This is a genomic window from Streptomyces sp. SUK 48 (assembly GCF_009650765.1).
GTDB lineage: Bacteria > Actinomycetota > Actinomycetes > Streptomycetales > Streptomycetaceae > Streptomyces.
Genome location: NZ_CP045740.1, coordinates 8301391 through 8323348, shown reverse-complemented (window position 1 = coordinate 8323348; position 21958 = coordinate 8301391). Strand labels below are relative to the sequence as shown.

Sequence of the window (21958 nt, the reverse complement as noted above, 5' to 3'; positions counted from 1 at the left end):
GCAGGCTCCGAACGCTCGGAACGCCGAGGCGCGCCCTCGTCCGCACAGTTCGGTCGTCGACAGCAGCACCTTCCGCCCGGGCGGGCGGATCCGGTCGGCGGCCCGTAGGTCCGGCACGTAGCCGGCCCGCTCCCCCGACGGGTGCCTCTGCCGTCCCTCGTAGGGGCCGGAGCTTCGTCTCGGGGGCGTGGATCGGGAACCAGCGCAGCAGAGTCGCGACATCGCCCCCAAAGCGGTAGGAATGCTATCCGCGATCTCCGCGAGCGCGGTCTGTTCCAACGAGATTGCGAGAGCGCCGCATCAGCCGGAACGACCACGGCGCTCTTCTGAGGTGTCTGCGCGGGCGGTTCGGAGACGAACCCCCACACCGGATGCCACACAGGTGTGGTCGGTCCCTGGCCATGCCTGACGCCTGGTCAGCCGGGAGAACCGAGTTCGTCGAGCCAAGCGCGGGCGGCGCCGGCTGCACGGCGGATGACCTGTTCGTCGGCACCCACCCTGCTGCGCACCCCGATCGTTCGGTTGAGGCGTGCGTTCACGTCCCGGTGCGTGGTGCCTGTCGCTTTGACCAGGTCGTTGACCATGGCCGTCAGCCGGGCCTGAGGGTGGGGATCGGTGTCAGGCTCACCGTCATGCGGCGTGTCCCAATCGGGTTCAGGGTCGAACATCGCCTCCCGTTCCGAGCAGGCGGCGCAGAATTCCAGGACGTGCTCGACCTGCGCCTGCCCGCAGCTCACGCACACCCAGTTGTCGCAGTTCGCACACGACATCGAGGCCCCGTCGGAATCACGGCCCCAGGCGATCTCCTGTGATGTGCACTGGCCGATGCACGGCCGCGGCGTGAAGGTGCGAGGTTTCGTCTCTTCCCCTTGGGCCTGGCGGACAGCGCTTTCTGCCCTCCAGCGGGCGTTGAATTCCTCCCGGGCACGGCCGCGTGCCTGCTGGCAGGCTTCCTGCTCCTCGGGAGTGAGATGGCCATAGCACGCGGCCACGGGGGAAGGCAGGTCATCGTAGGCCGGCCAATCGGCGGCCGGGCGGCGGCATCGGCGGCCCGTGGTCTTGCCGCGCCGGGAGCACCCTGATGTCTGGCCCGCGACGACAGCCTCCTTTCGGTCAGATGTTAAGGAGGCTTCCCTGGACGGCAGCTGAGGCGCCTGTTCAGGCGTCGTTTTTTTGGACAGCATTGCGTGCAGGGTCTGTCGCCAGTCCGCACCGATCTCGGGAAGCGCGGTATCGGCACGCACCGTGTCGATCCGCAGGCCGTGGCGCACCGCGACGTGCACGAAAACCGGTTCAACGGCTGCGAGGACCTCATCGGTGAACCGGGGCAAGAAAGAGGACGGCACGATGAGGACGGCGTCCGTGCGCTCTGCGAACCGGGCGCTGCGCACCAGCTCCACCTCTGCTACACCCGCCAGCAGAGCAGCGGCCCGGCTATCGCCCCGCTCATGCATCAAGAACGCTGTCTGACCCAGCATGCGGTGCAAGGCGGAGGCCGCCGCCGCGTCCGGCCCCGACGGCGGGTCAGGAGTGGTGGCGGGCGCGCACATCGGCGATGCCGGGGCTGATGGGCTGAGAAGCGGAGGTACCGGTGGCGTCTCGCGGACCGACTCGACGGAGGCCGGGCGGCTGAGGACCTCTCCGAGTACCGCCTCAAGCACACTGGAGGAACCTGAACTGACAAAATTGTCCACCGCGCTCTGGCTGCCCCAGGCCAGTGTCAGTACGGCACCGTCGTAGAAGAACGCCTTCACGTTCTGGCTCAGCAAAATCCAGGTGAACCGCCGCCGTTTCTTCGTCGCTTCCAGCACTTGCGGCCACAACTGCTGCATAACCGCTGTCTCATCCGCCATACCCGCTCCCATGCGATACGCGCTCTCAACAGGGTAGAAGCAGACACTGACAACCAAGACGTCATCTCATTTTGTTGCCCAGGTAAGCCGTCAGCCGGAATGCGGATCCTCGAGCGACCGGTGCCGCACGAGTTGTGAGAGCCGTTCCAGCGAGTGGCGCCGGAGGCACCGGCGCGGCCTCAGGGTGGTGGCCGGCGTCGGACAGTGACCGGGAGGTGCCGGCCGTGATCGTGTTCGTGGCCACGACGGGCAACACGTGGCAGCATTTACCGAAGGCGCCGTTCGAGCCGTCGGACGCCACGGCCCATCGACGCTTCACCGAGTGGACGAAGGACCTCCGCGGGCACGGGGACGACCTTCAGACCGGCAGTGTTGTCAGGTGGTCAGGTCGTGTTGCTTCACCTCGCTCGCGGAACAGCGGCGGGGCCGGGCAGCGTGATCCTGTCCGGCCCCGCTGTCGCCAGCCGAAGTCGCGCGTGTCCTGTGCGAAGTCTGTTGGGGCCGGGCTGGGCAGGGGCGGCGGTGCGCCTTCCTAGCGCACGGCCGCCCAGCGCTCGATCAGCTCGTCCTTCCAGCCCTTCTCCGGGGCCACGGCACGCCCCACTCGGCAAGCTGAGCACGCGTCCACGCCTCCTTGGACGTCTTGGCGGCTTCGATCTCTTCAGGTGACGGCAGTACAGGCATACCGCTATAGACCCGCCATCAGAATCACCCATACTTCAGCAACACTCTTCAGCCCCAGATCGGCGCGATGTCTTCAGCAGGCACCCAACTCACCGACCGCCACCAGGCCTAAACCGACACTGAAACAGAAGACCCGACCACTGAAATTCAGAAGCCGAACATCAGGCGGGCGCGGCCACCAGGAACCGCAGGTTCCGCACGATGCGGAGATCGGCGGTGCCCTGGCCGACGAGTAGAGGTCTTCACGCGGCTGCTCCTCCCTCGCTCTCGGTGACCGGATGGCGAGTCTGCTGGTGTACGGGACCACGGGGGGCGAGTTTTCCAATGGTCATGGTATTTGCGTTATTTGCGGTATTTGGTCGCTTGCGGCATGTCGCCCTGCAGCTCCGGTCATGGGCGGCCGTCCGGTGTCGGCACGGTGGGCGCGGCCAGCATGCGGGCCATGCGGTCTTGGTAGCGGTGGAGGTCTTCGGCCCAGCCGGGGACGAGCAGGTACTGCACGGTGCTCAGGGTGATCGCCTCCTCCCCCAGCCGGCTGGCGGGGGCGATTCCTCCAACACGCACCCATTGGTCCCACATCCCGTCGTCCATCAGCTCTGCCAGCATCCCGGCGTCGGCGCGTTCCAGGAGCAGCTTCAGGAGGGTGGAGGATGCCTTGGTGCATGCGCGGACCGCCTCGCACAGCAGGCGTGCGTCTGCCCGTTCAAGGGCGCGGACCAGCCCCGGCAGTCCCTGCGCCAGCGGGGACAGGGCGCGCAGGTCGGTTCCGGCTTCGTCGGCGGCGAGGTGGGCGGCGATGATCCGGTCGAGGTGCTCGGGCGGCCCGGTCCACACGCTGCGCCAGGCTTCGGTGAGTTCTTCGGGGCTGACGTCGGCCATGCCGCCGGTCAGCAGCCGGGCGCCGACGCGGATCAGCGTGGTGTCGAAGGGGTTGGGCACCGTGCGGGAGCCGGGCAGGGTGATGCCCGCGGTGCCGGCGTGGTCGCGCAGCAGACCGTCCAGGTCCCGTCCAATGGCGCGCCGCCCCTCCAGCATCCGGGGCGGCGAGGTCCTGGCGGACATCGAAGGCGGCATCGCTGTCGCCCTGCGGGATCTCGGTGAGAGCGATGCGCGCCTGACGCAGGGGCAGTTGGATGGTCCGGATCAGGGCCCGGTGCAGCAGTGCGGCGGTCTCTTCGGTGTCGTCGATCGCCCAGAACATCCAGCCGATCCAGCTGATACTGCGGCCTGGCCTGGAGAGGAGGGCGAGCCATGCGGCCCGGTGGACGATGTTGGGGCGCAGTGGGCCGGTTGCGGGGTCGGTCCACTGGTCGGTGGGGGCCAGCCAGCGCTTGGCGCGCCAGCGTTCGAGCTGGTGGGGAGTAGCGGTCAGTCCCAAGCGGCCGACCTCGGCGGCCAGGGCGAGTTCCGCGGCAGTAGGCGAGGTGCGGGTCACAGACGCCTCCCACGGTCCGGTTCGGCGACAGCGTAGACGGCAATCGCCGTGGTCAGGGCGCTGGTCCACTGCTGGCTTTGGGCAGCCAGCACAGCAGCGGCAGTCACCGCCAGCCACAGCAGGACCCGGCGAACAGCATCCGGTCCGCGCTGTTGTGCTCTGTTCACGGTCAGGCTCCTTTCGTACCAACCCTCCGCGGCAGGGGCGGCACTTCTATCTCGTCACACCGGCCACGCGAGGACGGGAAAAACCTCGCGGGGCCCACAGGTGCCGGCCGGGGCCGCCCGGTGGCCGCCACTGGGAGCGGCAGGCAGGCGAACCTGGCAGGGGCACGCCGCGATCGCGCTGGCCTGCCCCGCCGATAGCTGGCTCCGTAAGTGGCTCAGCCCCGGACCGGCGTTGAAGTCAGCGTTGACCAACTGCCCAGTCACTCGTGGTGCTTGTGAGCTGCGTTTGAACGGCCGCCCGGGGCAGTGACCAAACCAGCCTGAACTGGACCGCTCTGCCAACCTGGACCGCTATGACTCAGATCACACAAAGAATCCGAGGTGCGTTGTCGGATTGGGCCTCTGCCGGGACCGAGAGGAGAACGATTTCCCCCGACAAGGAGACGCTCATGGCCACCGAAGACCCGACACCTACGCCCAGTTACACCTTGGTCGAGGACGACGACTCCATCCACACCGACTTGGCGGAGCGGATCAGCCAGTTCAACTGGGACTCGCGAACCGGCGCGGCGGTCACGGCCTTGTTCCCGGCCCACTGGAGCGGGAACGCCGGCGATACCGTGACCCTCCGGGAGGACGGAAGCGTTGCTCTCGACGTGGACGGCACGTTCGGACTGCCGGAGCCGTTCGACCGTGTCGCCTCTCCCATGATGATCACCACCACCACTGGCATGGCGGTACTCGAGGCCGGCCACCCGGCCAACCGGACCATCGAGTCCGGGTTCCGGGCTTTGAACATCCCCGTCCTCGACGTGATCCAGGCGCTGAGCGCCCGCGAGGCCGCCCTCGCTGGCGACGGATCCACAATCCACTCCTTCAGGTCGGAAGTGATGGGACTGTGGAGCGGATGGAATGAACCGGTCTCCACCGCCTTGCTCGGTAACTGGGCGGATCCTCTCTACGACCACGGTCACCTCACCCCTGACGCTCTGAAGAAGCTGAAGTCAGAGGCCAGGGCCATCAACCAGCAGCTCACCCCGGTCTGGCGCCGCAAGACCGGCCAAGCGCGGCTGCTGCTGCTCGACACCCCGCTCGGCGACGGGCTGACCCTGTACGACCTGGTCCCCGCACAGACCGCCGCCGACGCCGGAGTTGAAGCCGGCTTCGATGACCCGCGCCTGACCGAGATCCTGGAGGCCCTCTCCCCGGCCGAGCGAGCGGTGACACTCGCCCTTGCCACCCCCGGAGTCACCACCTGGGCTGAAGCAGCCATGGCCGCTGGTGCTGCGCAACCGAAGCGTCAGGGCGAGAAGGTCCGCCGGAAGGTGAAAGGGCTCGCTGCGCGCATCACCAGCCGCTCTCTGAAGGCCGAGACGAGCCTGGTGAGCGGACGATGAGCGCCCTCAACCCCGTCCCGGCCCGCCCGGCCCGGCGCCGGGAGGTGGTGCTGCGGATCGCCCTGCCCCATGTTCCGGCCTGCACCGCGACACTCGGCACCGGCAGCGTCGGCGCGGCCCTGGTCCACGGCACCATCCCGGCAGCCTCCCCCCTCGTATGGCCACTCGTGGTCCTCGCCCTCGGCGCGATGGCGTATGACGTCGGGCTCCGTGCCGTGCCCCTCGCACTCACTGCTGGCCAGCAGCGAGGTCCCTCTCGGCACGAGTGAGCGCGGGCCGCCCCGTGCTTACCCCCTGAGCCTGTCGTGAGCTGGGCCTTGGGACTTTCCCTCGGGAGCGGGCAAGCGCTGCTGCGGGGCGGGCGCTGGAGGGTCTGTCGCCACACCGGAACGATCAGATTGCGTCCATTTTCCGTGCGGGATGCGTACACCTAGATGAGCAGGTGGCAAGCGGGGGGAGCGGGGCCCGCGCTCGGGCGAAAGGGGGGCTCCCGTCCCGGCTCGGGGGTGACACGGAACGGGAGCCGGGTCGTCAGGCCCGCCAGCAGCGAGATGTAGGTCGCTCGGTCCTCGGGGAGCCACCCAGCCTGGTTGAGGCCGCCCATTCACTCTCGTCCCGTAAGCCCAGTCACCACCACGATCATCACCCACGTGACGGCCCGCGCCGCCGCCCGGCACCGACCGGTCGTCGACGGGGCGGCGGGGCTGCACGCGCAGCAGCTGCGCTCCGAGACGTACGTCGAGTTCGTCAGGACAGCGCGGGAGATCGGCATGGTCGCCGGCCTGTGGCCCGCGCTGCCCGGCGTGGCCTGGCAGGGGCAGGAGACCGCGCGCGCCCACCTGCGGGCCCTGGAGCTGCGGGAGGGGCTTGTCGCCCTGGGGAGCGGCTGTGAGGTGGCGTCCGCGGCGGAGCAGCTCGTCGCCCAGTGCCGGCGTCTGGTCGACGACCTGGACGTCGACGCCCCGTCCGGGCCCGCCACCCCCACGCCCATGCTGACGGTGGCGTTCCTCGTCGCGTGCCGGATGCACCTGGCAGCCGAAGAGGCGCAGCACTTCGGCATCCGCCCGGCACGGCACGGCCTGTTCGCCCGCCTGTCGACCAGGTGACGAGGTGACGTGACGCGGCCAGAGCTGTGATCGCGCGTCACGTCACCTCTCCCCGCATCCTGCCCTGGCCCCCGCCGCCGCGTACTGATCACCGCCACGATGACGGTGCCCAGGGCGCTGATGATGGCCGCCATGATGATGCTCATGTCTCCCCCTTCGTCGGGGACGCTGCGGTGCGTCCGGGCCAGACTCTGCCATGTCGCCGGAGCCCTCCGCGCTGCTCAACGTCGCAGGTCAGCCAGGGTTTTTTACTGCGAGCGGCGCCGGATCGGCCCGTTGGCGCGTCACAGAATCTGCAGCCGTTTCCGCATAGGAATCCTGCGGGAAAGGCTGCAGCCGATACCGCCGCCGAGACGGGCCACCCATGACGCGTCCGCCCCCCGGCTCGAGGGCCTACCACTTTCCGCAGCCGATCCCTGACACTTTTCACCGCCCGCCCCTGGCAGGTGCTACTGGTCCCGAGCCGCGCCGGGGTGATCAACGGAACGGCGCGAATTCGGCGCTCCGGCGCACCGCGCCGCCCGGAGACCCCACTCAGGTACTCCTCTGGTGCACCGGCCGCGGGGACAGGACCTCGTCGGCCTCCCTCGCCAAACCTCATGGAGGTGGGAAGCAGCACGATCAGGCTGATCGAGCCGGCGCCGGCGAACGTTCCCGGTCACAGCACTAGCCGAACAGCACCGACAGGCCGCAACGCAGCGAGCCGCTGCCGCCGAACAGCGCAGACTGGCCGCCGAACGGGCCCTGCGTCGGCTCGAGGATCAGCGCGCGGCGGGCTCCATCTGTTCTTCGCCGCCCGCTGTCGGCCTGCTCGCGCGGCCTGACCCTGCGCTCGGCCGGCGGGGCTTCAGATGCTCAGGTGATAGGCGGAGTCTTTGACCCGGAGCAGCGCATCGGCCGGGCCCTGGATGTACGGGCCACGCCAGCGGATCTTGTGACGGCCGAGGCTGGGGACCACTGGTTGACCTTGTGCATGCGCACGGGCCATCGGTGGGTGTAGTGGCGCGGGCCGGGTGCGATGTCGGTCCCTGAGGAGCGCTCAGCGGTTCGGCGCAGGTCGACGAGGCGGATGTCGGCGGTGTCGGGGCGGGCAGCGGTGCTGCCGTGGGATGGCTGGTGTGCTGGGCCCGAGGGCGGGGGTGTTGCGGTCGTGGTGGTGACGCCTTGCGCGGCGAGCCGTCAGAACGCGAAGAGGTACCGCTCGGCGAAGTCGTTGTAGGGGTCGGGGATCGGTTCGCCGTTCCACTGAGCCGTGTCCGGCACGAGAATGTCGTCGTCGCCGCGGATGAGGTCGGTGACATCGCTGTGCAGCATGTGCCGGGTCCTGATGCGGGCGATCGCTTCAGCGTGTGCGGCCGGGCTCCTGGTGGAGGCGTCCGCGCGCACGCCGTTGGTTCCGGCGGGGAACCACGGGGGCGTCGGGTAGCCGCCGGCCTGTGCTTCGGCCAGGAACTCTCCCCACGCCGGCGTATGGAGGGGCCGTCGGGGCGGAGCATCGCGCTGACCCTGACCGCGGCGTACTCCTCGCCGGCTGGGCCGTAGCTCGTGATGTGCCTCCAGTCGAGCACGCTGAGGTCGCAGAGAGCGACGTTGCGGCAGTTGAGAACGATCGGTTCGGGCATGACGACGACAGCGGCGTGCAGAGGGATGTCCCGGTCTAGGGTGAGCAGGTCGGTGGCGTCCACCGTGAGGGCGGCTGCGATGACTGCCACGTGAGCGGCCGGTGAGACGACGCAGATGTCACCGTCGCGGAGCAGGGCCAGCTGCTGATCTCGTTCCCAGACGGCGTAGTCGGCGATGAGCTGGGTGGTGTGCGGCCAGGGGCCGCGGTATCCGGCGTCGCCCATCCCCCAGGCAGCCGTTTCGTGCCAGGCCTGTGCGGGGTCCAGGCCCAGGCAGATGTGCTGCCACATCGCCTCCTGGAACACCCGGTCGGTGCCCCCGGCGAAGTACGCGGCCGTGTAGGGGTTGTCTTCGAGGAGCACGGCGCTGGCCGCCCGGTCGCGCAATGCGTCGCGCGCTGCGGCGGCGGGGTCCCAGATCCGGGCCTCCTTCCTCCTGCGTTCCTTCTTGCTCCTGCTCGCCTTGCCCATTGCCCGCCCTGCCCCTGAGTGTCTGCCGGTGCTGAGCGCCGAGAAGCGTGCCACCGCCGCAAGCGGCCGGGACCGGCATGCCGGTCAGCGTCCCGTGCGGCGGGACACCCGCCGGGCCAGTGCTTCGCCGCTCCCCTGCCGCGGAACGCGTCGCTTCCGGGTGGAGCAGCACGGGAGCGGCACGGTCAGGTTGTTCGGGGGTCGGGGGCCCGCTCCCGGAACCGGCCGCAGCGGTCGGTGTGATGCGAGCAGGCGCCCCTCGATCGGGTTCAGCGTTGCCAGCTCGAGCCGGCCCGCTGACGGGGCCAGGCGCGGTGCGCCGAGTGCGTCACGTGGCGAGTGTCAGTCCGTCGCCCAGGCCCGGTGTGGCTCGAACCATCCCCGATCCGGGTACCAGGCGAGGCAGCGGTCGGATGCCTGGGCGCCGATGAGCCAGAGGTGCGTGAACTCTTCGGGGAGCTTCGGCGGGAGCGGCGGCAAGGTGTCGGCGTCGAAGTGGAGGGCGTGGAAGACCGCCCAGGGGCTGGTCATCGTCACTCCGATGACGGCGTGGCGCTCGTTGCCGCCAGCCCCGGCGAGTTTCTCCTTGTTGCCCCGCATGTGCGCGGAGTCGGCGTTGAGATGGTCGTCGAGCCAGTCGTGGAACGGCTCCCATGTCACGTCGGCCGGCCCACCGATCTCCCACAGGATGAACTGGACCCGCCCGTTTTCGCCGTCGCCGGCCGGGTGGGATGCGAGGCCGCGGATGCCCATGGCGCGCGCCTCGTCGGCAGGATCTCCGGGGTGAACCGAGAGGTTGTCGGGGCGCGGGACGTACTCGTAGAACTGGCCGGCCGCCTCAAAGCGGGCCAGGAGATCAGGGAGCCACTCGGTGTACCTCTTGCCCTGCTGTTTCAAGCGGAAGCTGCCAGTGACATTGACGGTCCAGTTCCGGGTGAGGTGCGGCGCGGCCAGGTCCGGCCGTCGGCTGAGGACCCCGGCCACTTCGGCGTGGTGGCGATCCAGGGCCATCCAGATTTCGGCGTACCCGGTCCGGCCGTCGTCGTGGTCGATCCGGACGTCGGGCATCTTCTGTTTCGTGTTGTCGTCCTGGAGGTACACGCGAGCGCCGGTGAAACGCGCCAGAACTCGGCCCACCATCTGCTCGAAGTCGGGCGAGACATGGTCCTTGAAGGCCTTTTCCCGTTGCTGCGGGGTCCGCAGGTCGATCGGATAGCCCCGCTGCCAGTCGTCGGTCATCCGGCCAGTGTGTCCATCTCCGCGACGATCCCGCTGCGCATTTTCGGGGCGGGACTTGGGCCACAAGGGACTTCAACCTGCCTCCCCGGCTCGCCGCAGCATCGCCGCCGTTCATCGCGCTTCGGGATTGATCACGCTGTGCGTCCGACGTTCATGATGCGCGCCTGCTGCACGGTCAGCGTCCCTACCGCGGACCGCCGGCCGGGTCGTTGCGGGGTGCGGCGCGAGCCCCGGGCGGGGGCCGGACCGCCCTTTGGTGGAATCCGAGTTGGTGGTGGAAGTCGGCGTCGATGTCGCCCGCGACGCCTCCGGCCGCTGGCGGCACGCTGCACACTGGCACCGGACGCGCCCCGACCTCTCCCCCACCGATGCCCCCGCTGGTCGCTGGCGGCGCCCAGACCAGAACACTGGAGCCCCGCTATCAGCCTGGGGCTGATGGCAGCACTGGAGACGGACCGGCGGGTGAGCGGTCAAGGAGCGCGGCGAAGAAGTCGGCGAGCAGGGGCTGGGCACTTTCGCGGTTGCGGAGTTCGTCGTGGCCGAACCGGAAAACTTCGTAGCCGCGGAACTTCAGGTCGCGGTCGCCGGCCATGGTCGCGGCGTACTTTGTGCTGTCGGGTTCGGTTCCTCGGTTGCGGGTGTAGTGCTGTATGCCGTCGACTTCCAGTACCACGCGTCGGTTTCCCGGGAGCAGCATGAGGAAGTCCATCCGCAGGTTCTGCATGGCGTGCACGCCACGTTCGGAGAGGGTCTTGGGGTCCCAGTGCAGCCATATCTCCGGCAGGAGCGCGGGGACGTCGCTCAGGTGGTCCCGGTGAGCGTGGTGGTAGTGCCAGAAGAGGTTCTTCTGTCCTGGGGATTTTGGTGGCAGTGAAGCCTCCATGCGGGCGTAGAGGGCTCGCGCCGCCTGCTCCTGATCAGTGATGTCCCGGGTCTCCTGCCACCAGGACAGGAGGTGCCGCCAGAGCAGACCCTCTTTGCCGACGGGGCGGTCGTAGACCAGCACTTCGTCGGCGCGTTCGGCGACCTCGATGTCGTTGTCGAGGGCGCTGGTGAAGCGGATGTCGGGCTTGCCCAGAGTGGCGAAGATGAGGTTGCGCGGTCGGCGCGCTGTGCCGCGGCCGTGCGGAGCCAGGTGGAACTGGGGGTAGCCGTCTGCCTCTCCGTCCTGGCTCAGCATGGCGCCCACGGGTTGCAGATGCCGGTTGGCGAGCTCGACGAAGCGGCGCTGGGCCTGCTCATCGGGTAGAACGGATGCGGAGGCCAGCCCCTCGAGGAAGGCTCCGAAGCGTGGGTGGGGGGCTTCGAAGGCTCCGAGTTGCTCGAAGAATTCCTCGGTCGACCAGTCACCCGGGAATCTGATGACGTGACGGTTGATCTCGTCGCGGAGGCTGTTGGCGGAGGTGGCCCACCCGCTCAGTGGGTCGTTGTCCAGGTGCCACAGCCGGCCCAGCAGCGCCATGAAGCGGTCCGGATAGCCGAGGTGACCGGCGAGATCGAAGTCTCTGGCCAGCTCGCGTCTGGTCCGGCTCGGAATCTGTACGTGGTGACGGCCGAGCCACAGAACGTCCTGCAGCGCCATGCGTTCAGCCTGGTCGAGCTCCTCCTGCTCAAGAACGGCGTCGGCGACATCCGGCAGGCGGTCGTCGGGGCAGGCGTTCAGGCTGGCCACCAGGCGCTCGTGCTTGGTGTCGCCCACACTGGGCGAGGGAAGGCCGAGGCGATCGCACAGCGCCGGCAGTTCCTTCGCGGTGTAGCGCCTGTACAGCGTCAGGAGCACGCCGTCGATCAGCCTCCGCAACCGCGCCATGTCCATCGGTTCCCCCATCCCATGATGATGAGCGACGCCCGGACTTGATTCCACCCTGCCCGTTCAGCTTGCCCGACAGCCGAAGTCGCAGTGCCCTCACACACTGCCCCTCTACCTTGATTCGTATGTCGCACGAATCGATCCACGAGCACCTGCTGATATCGGCCCGGAAGTGGGCGCGCACGGCCGTCGACGCGTACCCGGAGGAGCCCATTGACCAGGACTTCGCTGTGCACCACATGGCGGTCGCGGTGGAACACGCGTCCAAGGCGTACCTGGCGTCCGTCTTCCCCGTCCTCCTCGCGTCGGAGAAGCAGCCGAGCGTGGACGACCTCCTAGTCCTGAGCGGGAACGAAGACAAGACGAAGAAGGGCCGCGACGGACTCAAGACCATCGGCGGCGAGGGGGCCATTCACAGGGCGGCCCAGCTCCTCGGCCCCGAGCACAAGACGCCTGCCAGGCTCAAGGAGCTGCGGGAGTCTCGCAACGGCATCACCCACATGGGGTGGGGCCAGCCCGTGACCGAGTGCCGCGAGCTCCTGGCGGCGGGTATCGAGCACATCAGCGCGCTGCTGAAAGCCCTGTCGGCAGAGCCCGATGGCTTCTGGGGCACGCACCTCGAAGCCTGCACCGCGCTGGTGGCCCAGGCCACGAACGAGATGGAGATCCGGTATCAGGCGAAAATCCGGCAGGCCCGCGAGCGGTTTGCCGAGACCACCCGGCGCTTGTCCGAAGCCGAGATCGCCGAACTGGTCAGCAGTCTGTCCGCGCTGCCGACCGCCGCTCCGTGGCCGCTTGCTGTGCCCGCAGAATGCCCCGCGTGCGGACACACCGGTTTCGCCAGTGGCCGGGACAGATCGGGGGACTACGGGGACGTCTGGTTCCTCCCCCGGCAGTTCGGGTGCCGCCTGTGCGGGCTCACACTCACGATGTGGGAACTCGACCTCGCGGGAATCAAGGGCCAAGTACTCAACGACGACGAAGAGCCCGACCCGGACTGGGAACCCGACTTCGAAACGTACTGAGGGCTCATGCGGACGTCCCTCCGCCGCCCCGTGTCCCATCGACCGAGGAACTCGGACAACGCGCGGCGCTGCTGTTCATCGCGGGCGATCTGCTGCGCGAGGACATCGCGCCGGGCGCTCAATGTCGAAGCCGTAGCGGCGGGCGAAGGCCGGCCACCCCGCGTCGCCGCGCTTGCCCTCGGTCGCCGGGAGCCCGTACGCGCGCATCTGCTCGTAGGTGAGCAACACCCGGGTCACCGAGCTCCAGCAGCCGGTGCGCTCCACCCAGTCCCGCTCGATGTCCTCGCCCGAGCAGTCGAAGTCGCCGAGGTTCCTCCGGGGCGCCACGAGTATGCGGAGGGAGTTTCCGCAGCTCAGGAGCGGCCGCGAGCACTGTAGCGGATGCAACAGGTGTGGTGCATGGGTCCGCATCAAGATTCACCCGCGCCACGATTGGGCCTTCTTCCGCCACCACATCCCCGCCAAGCGGCAAGCGGACCACCGGGGGCGACGGCCTGTTCGCCGCGCTGTGCGCGGCACGCTCCGAGACGAGTTTTCGGAGCTACCGGACGTCACAGAACACAAGAGCCCGGTGCACCGGCCATGATGTCGGCCAGCAGTGCGGGAAGCAGATCCTCCTCGTAGACCGGCACGGAGTGTTTGCGCATCACGGGTACCAGATGGTCGTCCCAGGGGGCATCCGAGCCCCGCAGATGCAGGACGTCAGTGCCCTCGGGGACGGCCGCGAGGTAGTCGGCTGCGCCCATCCGCCACGCAACCGCGGAAGGTGCTGCAGCCAGGAGGGCACGCATGTGTGCCAGGCCGGCCTGGTCGAAGTCAGCGCGGACGGCGATGTTCCATCCGGTGTCCGCCAGAACGCCAATGGCTTCGCATTCCCGTTGGGAGGGTGTGCCGGCGGTGCAGATCACCCGTGGTCTCACGACGCTGTCCCGGGTCAAGGCCTGGGTGCTGGCTGCGGCCAGCACGGAGGGGTTCTCGGTAACGAAGACCCACGTTCCGGTGGTCTCGGGAGGCTCCCAGTCGATATGGGCCAGCTCGCGGGGCGGCAGAGTGAATGTGGCACCGGGCGGGATCCGCCACCCCCGGGGCGTGACGCCGGTGATGATGAGCCCACCGAGCAGATCGTCGCAGTCCACCCCCAGACGTGCCCAGCCCGAACGCACGGGGGTACCGGAGGATCCGGTCAGGGCCAGCACGAGTGCGGGCAGTGCGCCCGTATCAAGTGCGTGGGGATTGCCGGATACCAGGAGGCGGCGGTCGATACGCCGCCCCGGCGGAGGCAGTCGCGCGGCAACGTGCAGCGCCTGGCTTAGCAGTTCGGCGGGGTCCGGCGCATTGAGCAGGCGGGTGACCCATCCCAGGGTGCGCAGGCGGGTGAAGACGTTTTCTGGGCCGACGAGATCGCGGACATGGGCAGGTAAATCAGCGGCCGCGCTTTCGAGTTGGGCGCGGATGCGGTCGGCCGCGACGGCTTGTTGGGTACGGCGGCGGGCGTTTGCCGCCAGCCGTCGGTTGCAGGCGTGGGCTGCGACGGCCCCGGGGGTAAGCCGGGGGCCGCGGGTGGCCAGGGCGGCGGTCAGTCGTTCCAGGCTGACGCGGCGGCTTTGGCCCGGTTCCAGGGGCCGTCCGTCGATGAGACCGGCCGCGGCGGCCCGCTGTACTGGTTCTGCGGGCACCGTCACTGTCACGGCGGGACCGCTGGTGAGGGACTCGTCTCCGCGCCGGTCGGCCACGGCTGCCAGGGCCTTCCACAGCCAGGCGAGTTCGTGGCTGAGCAGCGGGGCCAGGTCGGCGCCGTCGCATGCTCCCTCGCACAGGGCGCAGCTCATGCCACTCCCCCGGCCTGGGGTGCGGAACCCGTGTCTCCGGGCAGGGCCTGGCCTGTCCGGATGAGCATGGGGAAGGCGACGACGGTGCCGTCGGCGCCTGCTTCGAGGTCGTGGGCGTCGATGCCGTCCCAGGCTCCGGGTGCGCCGTCCCACAGGTAGGACGTGCACAGGATGTCCAGGTCGAGTTCGGCGAGGTAGCGGGCCAGTCCTTCGCGGCCGCGCTCGTCGACTTCCGCGGGAACTTCGTCGAGCGGGATCAGGCGCAGGCCGGTGCTGGTGAAGCGGTCGTAGCTGGCGGCGATGGCGGCGAGCATGGGGGCCAGGACGACCAGGCGCCGTTCGCCGCCAGACAGGCCTGTGCGCGAGCCCCACTGACCGGTGACGGGCTTCCCGTCGGGGCCGGGGCGTTCCACGAGGTAGCGAACCTCGACCCAGCTACGGATGTCGACGGCGGCGGCGAGGCGTTCTTGAATGGTGGAGCCGTCCGCGGCGGCCAGCAGGGACTGCAATGCCTGGCTGACTTCTTCCTTCTGCGCGTCGGTGCGTAGGGCGTCACCGACGGTGCAGGACAGCTCATACACGGTGCGGGTGGCGGCGTCGAGGTCGCTGCGCAGGTCGATCTGGACTTGTACGCCGACGCCGGAGGATGCCTGGGCCGCCCGCATTTTGCGGTTGACGGTCTTCTTCCAGCCGGTCAGGGCAGCCCATGCGGTGCCGATGGCGGAGGGCAGGCGGCCGATGACGAAGTCGCGCAGCGCAGCCGCTTCCGCGGCGTCGAGTGCGGCTTTGGCCCGGCCGGCGAGGGCCTTGGCGCGTTGGGCAGCGGTGAGGGGGTCGTAGTGGGTTTCTGCGTGGGTGAGGACGAAGGTGTCGAGCTCTTCGATGCCGGCGGGTGAGTCGTCGTGGGCGATGGTCCAGGTCTGGGCGAGTTCGGCACGGACGGCGTCGTAGTGCTCGCCGAGGGTCTTCTTGGAGGCGGTGGGGCGGCGAGCGAGCAGGTCGTCGACGGCGGTGAGGAGGTCGGCGGTGTCGGTGTCCTTGGCTGTGAGGCGGGCATCGGCGCCGAGGGCCTGGGTAAGGGGAGGGCAGGCGAGTAGCGCGGTCAGGTGCGCCCGAGTGGTTTTCTGCAGGGGCAGGGATTCGTTGAGGCGTTCTTGGGCGGAGGTGAGGTCACTTTCGCAGGTGCTGAGGCGCTTTTCGGCGATGAGGACCTGCGCTGCGGCTTGTTTGAGCTGCTGGTGGAGGTCCTTGGCCTGTGCGGTGGCCTGCTCGTAGCGGCGTGCCGCGTCATCGGCGTCGCCGTGGGACTGGGCTTCGGTGAGTTCTGCCTGGGTCTCGAGCACGGTGGTGTGCATGTCCTGGGCGGCGTGCTGGAGTTCGGCGAGGCGCTCGGCGAGGGCGGCTTCGTCAGGCAGAGCGTCCACGATGCGCTGGATCCGGGGCAGCAGCCGGGTGGTCAGCTGGGTTGCGTAGCCGTTCAGCTGCTGGGCGGATGCCTGGCTTGTGTCGACCAGCTGGGCCAGGCCGCCGGGGTCGGCGGGCAGGTCCAGGCTCCGGGCACGGGTCTCCCATGCGGTGCGCAGACGGGTGTGTTGGGCCGCAGCGTCATCGGCCCGCCCGCGCAGGGTCCGTGCGGTGCCGTGGCGTTCATGCGCCGTCTTCGCAGTGCGGGAGCGCTCGGCCTCGGCGGTGGTCAGCTCGTCCCGTGGGGGGAAGCCTCGTCCTTCGGCGCGGAGGGCGTCGCGTTGCTGGCAGCGCTCGCTGGCGAGCCGGCGCTCGTTGGCGGCGCTGGTCTCGAGTTCCTTTGCGGTGGCGTCGAGTTCGTCGGCTCTGGCTCGTGCCCGTGCGAGGCGGGTGCGGGCGCCGACGTGTGAGGCGGCCGGGATTTGGTTGCTGGCGGCGTGCAGGGCGGTGGCGGGGTCTGCGGCGAGGGGACCGGCGGTGAAGGTGCCGTCGCGTCCGATGACGAGCGCCGGCGTGTCCGGGCGGTCGGAGGTGGTGGCGGTGTCGGCCAGGACGATGCGCTGCAGGACGGCGCGGGCGAGGTCGGTGTGAGGGTGGCTGGGGGCGATGTCGAGGACTGCGGTCAGGTTGTGCTCTTGGACGGCGCCTGCGGGGCTGATGTGCCAGGCGTGGGTGGTGGCGCCGCCCTCGTGCAGGTGGGCGCCGAGGATTCCGGAACTGGCAAGGGCCAGCTCCAGCATGGCCTTGTGGTCGTCCGCGTCGTCGAGGGTGGGGTGCCATTCGAGCAGGCTGCCGAGTGCAGTGTCGTCCTCGCCCGGCCCGGCCCAGGCGGGGCGCGGCAGTGGTAGGAGCCGTCCCGAGCGCAGGTGGTGGGCCTCGGTGCGCTGCTGGGCGGCGGTGGCGTCGAGGCTTGCTGCGGTGGCGAGGTGCTGCTGGGCTGCGCTCTCGTGACTGGCGGCGAGGGTTTCGCCGATTCGCAGGGCTTGGTCGGCCCAGGTGTTGAGCTGGTCGCGGACCGCGGCGGGTTCTGCGTGGATGAGGGCCTCGACGTCGTCCGTGTCCCATACCGTCAGTTCATCCCCGGCCAGGGGTGCTTCGTCGTGCAGGCCCCGCAGAGCGGGGTGTTCGGGTGCCCACCGGGTCAACTCGGCGAGTGCCTGGCGGGCGGCCGAGCGAGCCGCCGCGGTGGCGCGGTCATGGGCTTGGCTGGCTTCGTCGTAGGCGCTCTCGGCGCTGGCTGCTGTGCGGTGTGCGGTCGCGGCTGTCTTTTCGGCCGCCGCGACGGGGTCGTGGTCGCGTAGGACCAGTGTGGCCCGGTCGGCCGTGGATCGGTGTTCCTGGGCTCGGGTCCTCAACGTGGTGGCAAGCTGGTCGAGGCCTTCGCGGTCGTGGGTGAGGGTGATGCCCGGACCTGGATCGGCGATGCGGTCGGCGACCGGACGGGTGACGCGGGCCCGGGGGTGGTGGGCGAGCAGGGTCTCCAGGGCCACCGGCGGGGAACCGGCCGCCTCCGCGTCGGCCAGGGTGTCCTCGATGTCACCGATGGCGTCGTTGAGGGCGTCTTGGCCGGTCTTGGTCTGGGTGCGGGCCTGCTGGGCGGCGGTGTGCAGGCTGTCGTAGCTGCTGGATGCGGCGCGCTGTTCGGCGCGGAGCCGTTTACGCAGGTCCATGACGTGCCCGTGGGAGCGGTAGGCATCGCTGGTCTCGATGGCGCGGACGGCGGCCTGAGCCTTCTGGTGGGCGTTGTCGAGCCGTTGGACGTCGCCTGCGGCCTGGTCGGCTTCGGCCTTCGCGCTCTCCAGCAGGCCGGTGCACTGCTGGACGCGGCGCTTGCGGGTGCTGGCGTCGTCGTGGGCGTGGCGTGCGGCGGTGTGGGCGGTGCGGGTGACGTCGACGGCGTGCCCGGTCCATACGCGGGCGAACTCCTCGAGGAGGGTGGCGGCGTGCTCGTCGCGTTCGAACGCCTCGCGGGTCGTGTCGGATTCGGCGAGGGCCTCGGCGGTGGCGGTGAGAACGTCCTCAGCCACGCCGGGCAGGGACTGGCGCAGTGCGTCGGCGGCTGCGGCCGGGGAGACGTCGCCCAGCAGGGTGGGATTGCGCACTTCCCGCAGCCGTGAAGCGAGAAGCCTCAGTTCGCCGGAGGTGGTGGACCAGATGCGGGCGGCCAGCTCTTCGATGTAGTCCTCGGGCTCGGCAAAGATCCGTCCGCCGACGGCCTCGACGCCGTCGGAGAACTCCTCGTGCTCCAAGGCGCTGTTGTGGGGGCCGCGCAGCGCCAGGTCCTTCAGCGGCCGGCCCGGCATGGTGAAGGGGACGACCCTGACGGCGGGGGTGGAGCTGGGCGAGTACTGCAGCCGGACACCGAAGCTGACGACGTCGTCTGCCGCCCCGTCCGGCGTGTTCGGTGCCGGTTCGCCGGCCGGGGCTGCGAACGTCAGCCAAAGATAGCCGTAACGGCGGCCCTTGGCAGGGGCGCCTTCGCTCATCAGGAGTTTCAGGGTGGTGGGGCGTGCCTTGCCAGCGGCCAGTTTGGCTCCGTTCAGATCGAGCAGGTAGGGCCACAAGGCTTCCAGCGCGGTGGTCTTGCCGGTCCCGTTGGGTCCGCGCAGCAGCAGCCGGCCCGATGCGGCAGGCAATTCCAGGTCGCCGTAGCGCCACACGTTCGACAGCCCGGCGCCGACCAGCCGCCAGCGGCCGCCGAAGCGGCCGGTGTTGCCTGACGGGGCGGGCGCCGGCGGCAGGGTGAAGTCGAGGTCGAAGATGTCACTCATGCAGGGTGTCCCTCCGGGTTCTTGTCGGTCTCGGTCGCGCTGAACAGGCCCTGCTGTACGGGGATATGGGGGCGCTGCGGTGTGGGTGTGCTGCGGCGTGCGCGGGTGGGGGCGGTTTTGGGCTGGGCGGTGCCTTCCTCCGCCCAGCGGCCGGTGATGGGGGCGAACCACCACATGAGCGTCGTCTCGCCGTCGGCCTGCAAGGTGGTGGGGGTCAGCCGGGCCAGGTGGGTGCCGGTCAGCAGGTCGCGTACTTTGCCGGTCAACAGGAGGGGGTCTTGGACGTACTCGGTGCTCCAGCCGCCACGGCCGGAGGTGTTGTTGGTACCGAATGCCGTCAGTGCTTCCACCACCGCCTCCTCCACCAGGCCGCGCCAGCCCGCCCCGGGGGCGTTGTCGGCGGTGCCGTGCAGTGCCGCGTGGTCGAGGAGTAGCAGCGCGGCATGGGCGATGGTCCCGGGTGCCGGGAAGTGCATTGGGCCGAGTTCGCTGAAGTGACGGAAGGCCCCATCGGGCACCACGAATGCGGCTCCCTCCGCGCGGCGTTCCAGTACGAGCCCGAACGCGTCGGCCAGCGGGCCGCCGTCGTCGCCGCGCACACGCTGGCTCAGCCATTGCGCCTCGGCATCGTCCAGCAGCGCGGTGTGCACACAGGTGTCGTCCACGAGCGCGCGGCGCATCCGGCGGGCGGCGTCCGGTTCGCGCTGTGCCTGTTCCAGCCATGCGTGCGGGTCGGCGGCCGGGTCGAGGGTGCCGGGGTTAGCGATGGCGTAGGCCAGCCGGGTGTGGTGGACGGCCAGCAGCACAGGGGCCTGTTCGTCGTGCAGGTAGCGGTCGAGGTCACCGTCAAGGCGTTCGATCACGCCGCGGTCGTCGAGCATGTGCAGTGCGGCCAGGATCGCCCGACGTTCTGTGATGTCGTGGTTGACGGGTAGTCCGGCTTCGGCAGCGGCGGCGTGGGCCTGGGTGACCAGGTGTCCCACGGCGGTGCGCGGCGGCATCGACTCGGCGGCAGCCAGCAGCAGGAAGAACCAGGAGCAGGCGGCGGCATTCGGTCCCTGGTCGGCCCACGCCTGGGGGCGTGGTGGCGGGCTCTTGCGCAGGCGGACCAGGTCGCGTTCGACGATCAGGACCCATCCCAGCCGGGCGACGGCGGAGCGCAGCGCGTGCTCGTTGCGGCGTACCGCGGCGATAAGTTCGTCGTCGCGGCCGCCGATGAGCCAACAGGTGGCCGCCAGGCGGCGCAGGAGTGCGGCTGCCTCGGCGTCGGCCTCGGGGCGCCATGCCCTGCGCCGCTGCGGAGAAGGCGGGGATGCCGGATCCGGTGCCGACTCCGGCTCGCGTACGGGAAGGTCCGTGTCCTCGCTCATGCTGCTCCCTCCTGCCGGGAGATGATGCGGGAGGTGTCGTTGTCGGACGTGCTCGGGCCGGTGTGCGGGGTGATGCGCAGTGTTGCGTGCGCCGAGATGTCGGCCGTCGTCCTCGTTCCCACGAGGGCGGCGAGGGCCGCGGCCGAAGGACGCTGGCCGGGCCGATGGAAGAGCGGGATGCGTCCGGGCAGGAGCACCCTCCAGGTGGGGGCGTTCAGGATGCCGGTACCAGAGCCGGTGTGCACGAGAGTGCAGGCAAGACCCCCGCTTGTGCCGGTGCGGCGGGGCCCGGTTGCGGCGGCGCGCGCGGCGGCCATCAGGGCGGCGAGCGCGGCCCGGGCGGCTGCCTCGTCCAGCTGCTCGCCGGGAAGCGCGGCCAGGACCTCGGCGAGTGCCCTTTGGTGTCCGGCCTGGCGGCGTGCCCGGGCCTCGGCGACCTGGGCCTTGGCCACGGTGTCGTCGCGTGGTGCGGCTCCTCTGCCACGCGGCCCCGACCGGCCGGCGGTGCGCAGCAGTGTCGGCACTGGCACCTGCGGTCCGCCGCGCCAGGACGGGTTGCGGCCCATGTCGTCCTCGTCGGCCTGGCCGTAGAGCTTGCGCCAGGAATGGTCGCCGACCGCGGCCTGGAAGATCTGCACCCCGATCTCCGGAGTCAGCACCGCCCGGGCCAGGGCCAAGGCGCGGCTACGGGTGGAGGCGGTGCCTGCCGAGGAGTGCAGCCGACGCAGGTTGGCGTGCATGCCTGGCAGCGCCCTCACCAGGCGCAGCGAAAAACGTGCGGCCCGTCCGGATCGGGCATCGAACCACGCGCACAGTCCGTCCCAGTCCTCCGCGCGGCCGCCGCGGGAGGCGCTGAGGGCACCCGCGGCGATGAGGTCACGGGCCTGGGAGGCATCGACAACCGCCTGGGCCAACAGGCCGAACCACGGCCGCAGCACCGCGAGTGCTGCCGCGGCCCGTGCGGAGCCGGAGTCGAGTTCGACTGCCACGCGGGTGGCGTAGTCGACCAGAAGACCCTTGAGGTCGTTGGTGTGTTCCTCGTCCAGGTCGAACCGGTCGGCGAGACCGATCAGGGCATCCTCGGCACCCACCAGGGCAGCGTCGAGGTCGTCGTGGCTGGTGAACACAGAACTCACGGCATCCAGCACGGTAGCGTCGAGAAGGCTGGCATCGGGCTCGCCCACGCCCAGGGCTGCAGCGAGCTGCTCAAGGTGGGACACGGTGCGACTGAGCGACACGATCGGGATTTCCCGCACGGTGACCGTTCCCGCCAGGACCTGGCGGTAGAAACGCTGGACGTGCCTGCCCGCCGGGCTGGCGGTATAGCGCCAGTTCCGGGGCAGAATCTCGGCGTACCGGCGCGCGTGACTGGTGTCCGACCGGAACGAAACCGCACCCACGTCTTTCAGCGCGTCCAGGCGCTTCTCCACCAAGCGTGCGTCCAAGCGCACTCCAGCAGCCACAAGTGCTGCCACGACCTCGGCAACCGTCAGGTCGGTCACCGACCCCTCCAACACATCCATGATCGCGATGTAGTCGTTGGCTTCCGGCCGCACCAGGTACCCCACCACCTGACACGCATCAGCCACGTCGTCAGCCAAGCCCAACTCCTGCTCTTTTGGCGTCACCACTCCCCCATCCACGATGCCAACGGCCGCATATCCGGACCTCGTTTTGGAAAGTAGCCGTCACCACTGACAGCACCTCGGGAAATC

Annotated in this window: 15 protein-coding genes; 4 read left to right on the top strand and 11 right to left on the bottom strand. The window is 69.7% G+C overall.

The genetic code is table 11. From position 1 onward, the window contains the following. Positions 1–416: 416 nt before the first annotated feature. The 3 genes from GHR20_RS36560 to GHR20_RS36545 all read right to left on the bottom strand — a co-directional run bounded on the left by GHR20_RS36560 (position 417) and on the right by GHR20_RS36545 (position 4139). Positions 417–1853, bottom strand: a complete 1437-nt coding sequence (locus tag GHR20_RS36560) for a hypothetical protein (protein ID WP_153815738.1) — start codon at positions 1851–1853, stop codon at positions 417–419. A gap of 1074 nt (positions 1854–2927) precedes the next feature. Further along, the gene (locus GHR20_RS38015) at positions 2928–3599 is read right to left on the bottom strand and encodes a hypothetical protein (RefSeq protein ID WP_243878266.1); all 672 of its coding nucleotides are present in this window, start codon (positions 3597–3599) and stop codon (positions 2928–2930) included. A 369-nt stretch (positions 3600–3968) separates the two neighbouring features. Next, a complete protein-coding gene (locus GHR20_RS36545; RefSeq protein ID WP_153815736.1) occupies positions 3969–4139 on the bottom strand; it encodes a hypothetical protein in 171 nt (56 codons plus the stop codon). A 449-nt stretch (positions 4140–4588) separates the two neighbouring features. On the opposite strand from GHR20_RS36545, the gene GHR20_RS36540 reads away from it, so the two are divergent. The 3 genes from GHR20_RS36540 (at position 4589) to GHR20_RS36530 (ending at position 6642) form a co-directional block, all read left to right on the top strand. After that, positions 4589–5536: a hypothetical protein gene (locus GHR20_RS36540; RefSeq protein ID WP_153815735.1), complete on the top strand. Its 948-nt coding sequence runs from the start codon at positions 4589–4591 to the stop codon at positions 5534–5536. Beyond that, entirely contained in the window at positions 5533–5805 is a 273-nt protein-coding gene (locus GHR20_RS36535) for a hypothetical protein (RefSeq protein WP_153815734.1), read from the top strand. The genes GHR20_RS36540 and GHR20_RS36535 overlap by 4 nt, the downstream gene beginning before the upstream one ends. 381 nt (positions 5806–6186) lie before the next feature. Next, on the top strand, positions 6187–6642 hold the full coding sequence (locus GHR20_RS36530) for a hypothetical protein (RefSeq protein WP_153815733.1): 456 nt from the start codon (positions 6187–6189) through the stop codon (positions 6640–6642). A 1179-nt stretch (positions 6643–7821) separates the two neighbouring features. Here the strand turns inward: GHR20_RS36530 and GHR20_RS38240 are convergent. The 3 genes from GHR20_RS38240 to GHR20_RS36515 all read right to left on the bottom strand — a co-directional run bounded on the left by GHR20_RS38240 (position 7822) and on the right by GHR20_RS36515 (position 11802). Then, a complete protein-coding gene (locus GHR20_RS38240; protein ID WP_275549804.1) occupies positions 7822–7956 on the bottom strand; it encodes a hypothetical protein in 135 nt (44 codons plus the stop codon). 1121 nt (positions 7957–9077) lie between these two features. After that, complete coding sequence (locus tag GHR20_RS36525) at positions 9078–9974, bottom strand: hypothetical protein (RefSeq protein ID WP_153815732.1); 897 nt, start codon at positions 9972–9974, stop codon at positions 9078–9080. A gap of 421 nt (positions 9975–10395) precedes the next feature. Further along, positions 10396–11802 (bottom strand): hypothetical protein, encoded by a 1407-nt coding sequence (locus GHR20_RS36515; protein ID WP_153815730.1) that lies wholly within the window; start codon positions 11800–11802, stop codon positions 10396–10398. A gap of 107 nt (positions 11803–11909) precedes the next feature. On the opposite strand from GHR20_RS36515, the gene GHR20_RS36510 reads away from it, so the two are divergent. Beyond that, entirely contained in the window at positions 11910–12809 is a 900-nt protein-coding gene (locus tag GHR20_RS36510) for a hypothetical protein (protein ID WP_153815729.1), read from the top strand. A gap of 75 nt (positions 12810–12884) precedes the next feature. Here GHR20_RS36510 and GHR20_RS38010 read toward each other — a convergent pair whose 3' ends face one another. The 5 genes from GHR20_RS38010 to GHR20_RS36485 form a co-directional block, all read right to left on the bottom strand. Next, positions 12885–13136 carry a hypothetical protein gene (locus tag GHR20_RS38010; protein WP_243878265.1) on the bottom strand — a complete coding sequence of 84 codons (252 nt, stop codon included), beginning with the start codon at positions 13134–13136 and terminating at the stop codon, positions 12885–12887. 224 nt (positions 13137–13360) lie between these two features. Continuing rightward, complete coding sequence (locus GHR20_RS36500; protein ID WP_153815728.1) at positions 13361–14638, bottom strand: DUF2399 domain-containing protein; 1278 nt, start codon at positions 14636–14638, stop codon at positions 13361–13363. Continuing rightward, entirely contained in the window at positions 14635–18873 is a 4239-nt protein-coding gene (locus GHR20_RS36495) for an SbcC/MukB-like Walker B domain-containing protein (protein WP_153815727.1), read from the bottom strand. Before GHR20_RS36495 ends, GHR20_RS36500 begins: the two co-directional genes overlap by 4 nt. Further along, positions 18870–20243, bottom strand: coding sequence for a DUF2398 family protein (locus tag GHR20_RS36490; protein ID WP_243878264.1), 1374 nt, complete (start codon positions 20241–20243; stop codon positions 18870–18872). Before GHR20_RS36490 ends, GHR20_RS36495 begins: the two co-directional genes overlap by 4 nt. Next, positions 20240–21844: a DUF2397 family protein gene (locus GHR20_RS36485; protein WP_243878263.1), complete on the bottom strand. Its 1605-nt coding sequence runs from the start codon at positions 21842–21844 to the stop codon at positions 20240–20242. Before GHR20_RS36485 ends, GHR20_RS36490 begins: the two co-directional genes overlap by 4 nt. Positions 21845–21958 lie beyond the last annotated feature (114 nt).

What these genes read in the sequence shown, in the direction of transcription:
- GHR20_RS36560 (WP_153815738.1), bottom strand. Translation starts at nt 1,853, where the DNA reads ATGGCGGATGAGACAGCGGTTATGCAGCAGTTGTGGCCGCAAGTGCTG.
- GHR20_RS38015 (WP_243878266.1), bottom strand. Translation starts at nt 3,599, where the DNA reads ATGTCCGCCAGGACCTCGCCGCCCCGGATGCTGGAGGGGCGGCGCGCC.
- GHR20_RS36540 (WP_153815735.1), top strand. Translation starts at nt 4,589, where the DNA reads ATGGCCACCGAAGACCCGACACCTACGCCCAGTTACACCTTGGTCGAG.
- GHR20_RS36535 (WP_153815734.1), top strand. Translation starts at nt 5,533, where the DNA reads ATGAGCGCCCTCAACCCCGTCCCGGCCCGCCCGGCCCGGCGCCGGGAG.
- GHR20_RS38240 (WP_275549804.1), bottom strand. Translation starts at nt 7,956, where the DNA reads ATGCTGCACAGCGATGTCACCGACCTCATCCGCGGCGACGACGACATT.
- GHR20_RS36525 (WP_153815732.1), bottom strand. Translation starts at nt 9,974, where the DNA reads ATGACCGACGACTGGCAGCGGGGCTATCCGATCGACCTGCGGACCCCG.
- GHR20_RS36515 (WP_153815730.1), bottom strand. Translation starts at nt 11,802, where the DNA reads ATGGGGGAACCGATGGACATGGCGCGGTTGCGGAGGCTGATCGACGGC.
- GHR20_RS36510 (WP_153815729.1), top strand. Translation starts at nt 11,910, where the DNA reads ATGTCGCACGAATCGATCCACGAGCACCTGCTGATATCGGCCCGGAAG.
- GHR20_RS36500 (WP_153815728.1), bottom strand. Translation starts at nt 14,638, where the DNA reads ATGAGCTGCGCCCTGTGCGAGGGAGCATGCGACGGCGCCGACCTGGCC.
- GHR20_RS36495 (WP_153815727.1), bottom strand. Translation starts at nt 18,873, where the DNA reads ATGAGTGACATCTTCGACCTCGACTTCACCCTGCCGCCGGCGCCCGCC.
- GHR20_RS36490 (WP_243878264.1), bottom strand. Translation starts at nt 20,243, where the DNA reads ATGAGCGAGGACACGGACCTTCCCGTACGCGAGCCGGAGTCGGCACCG.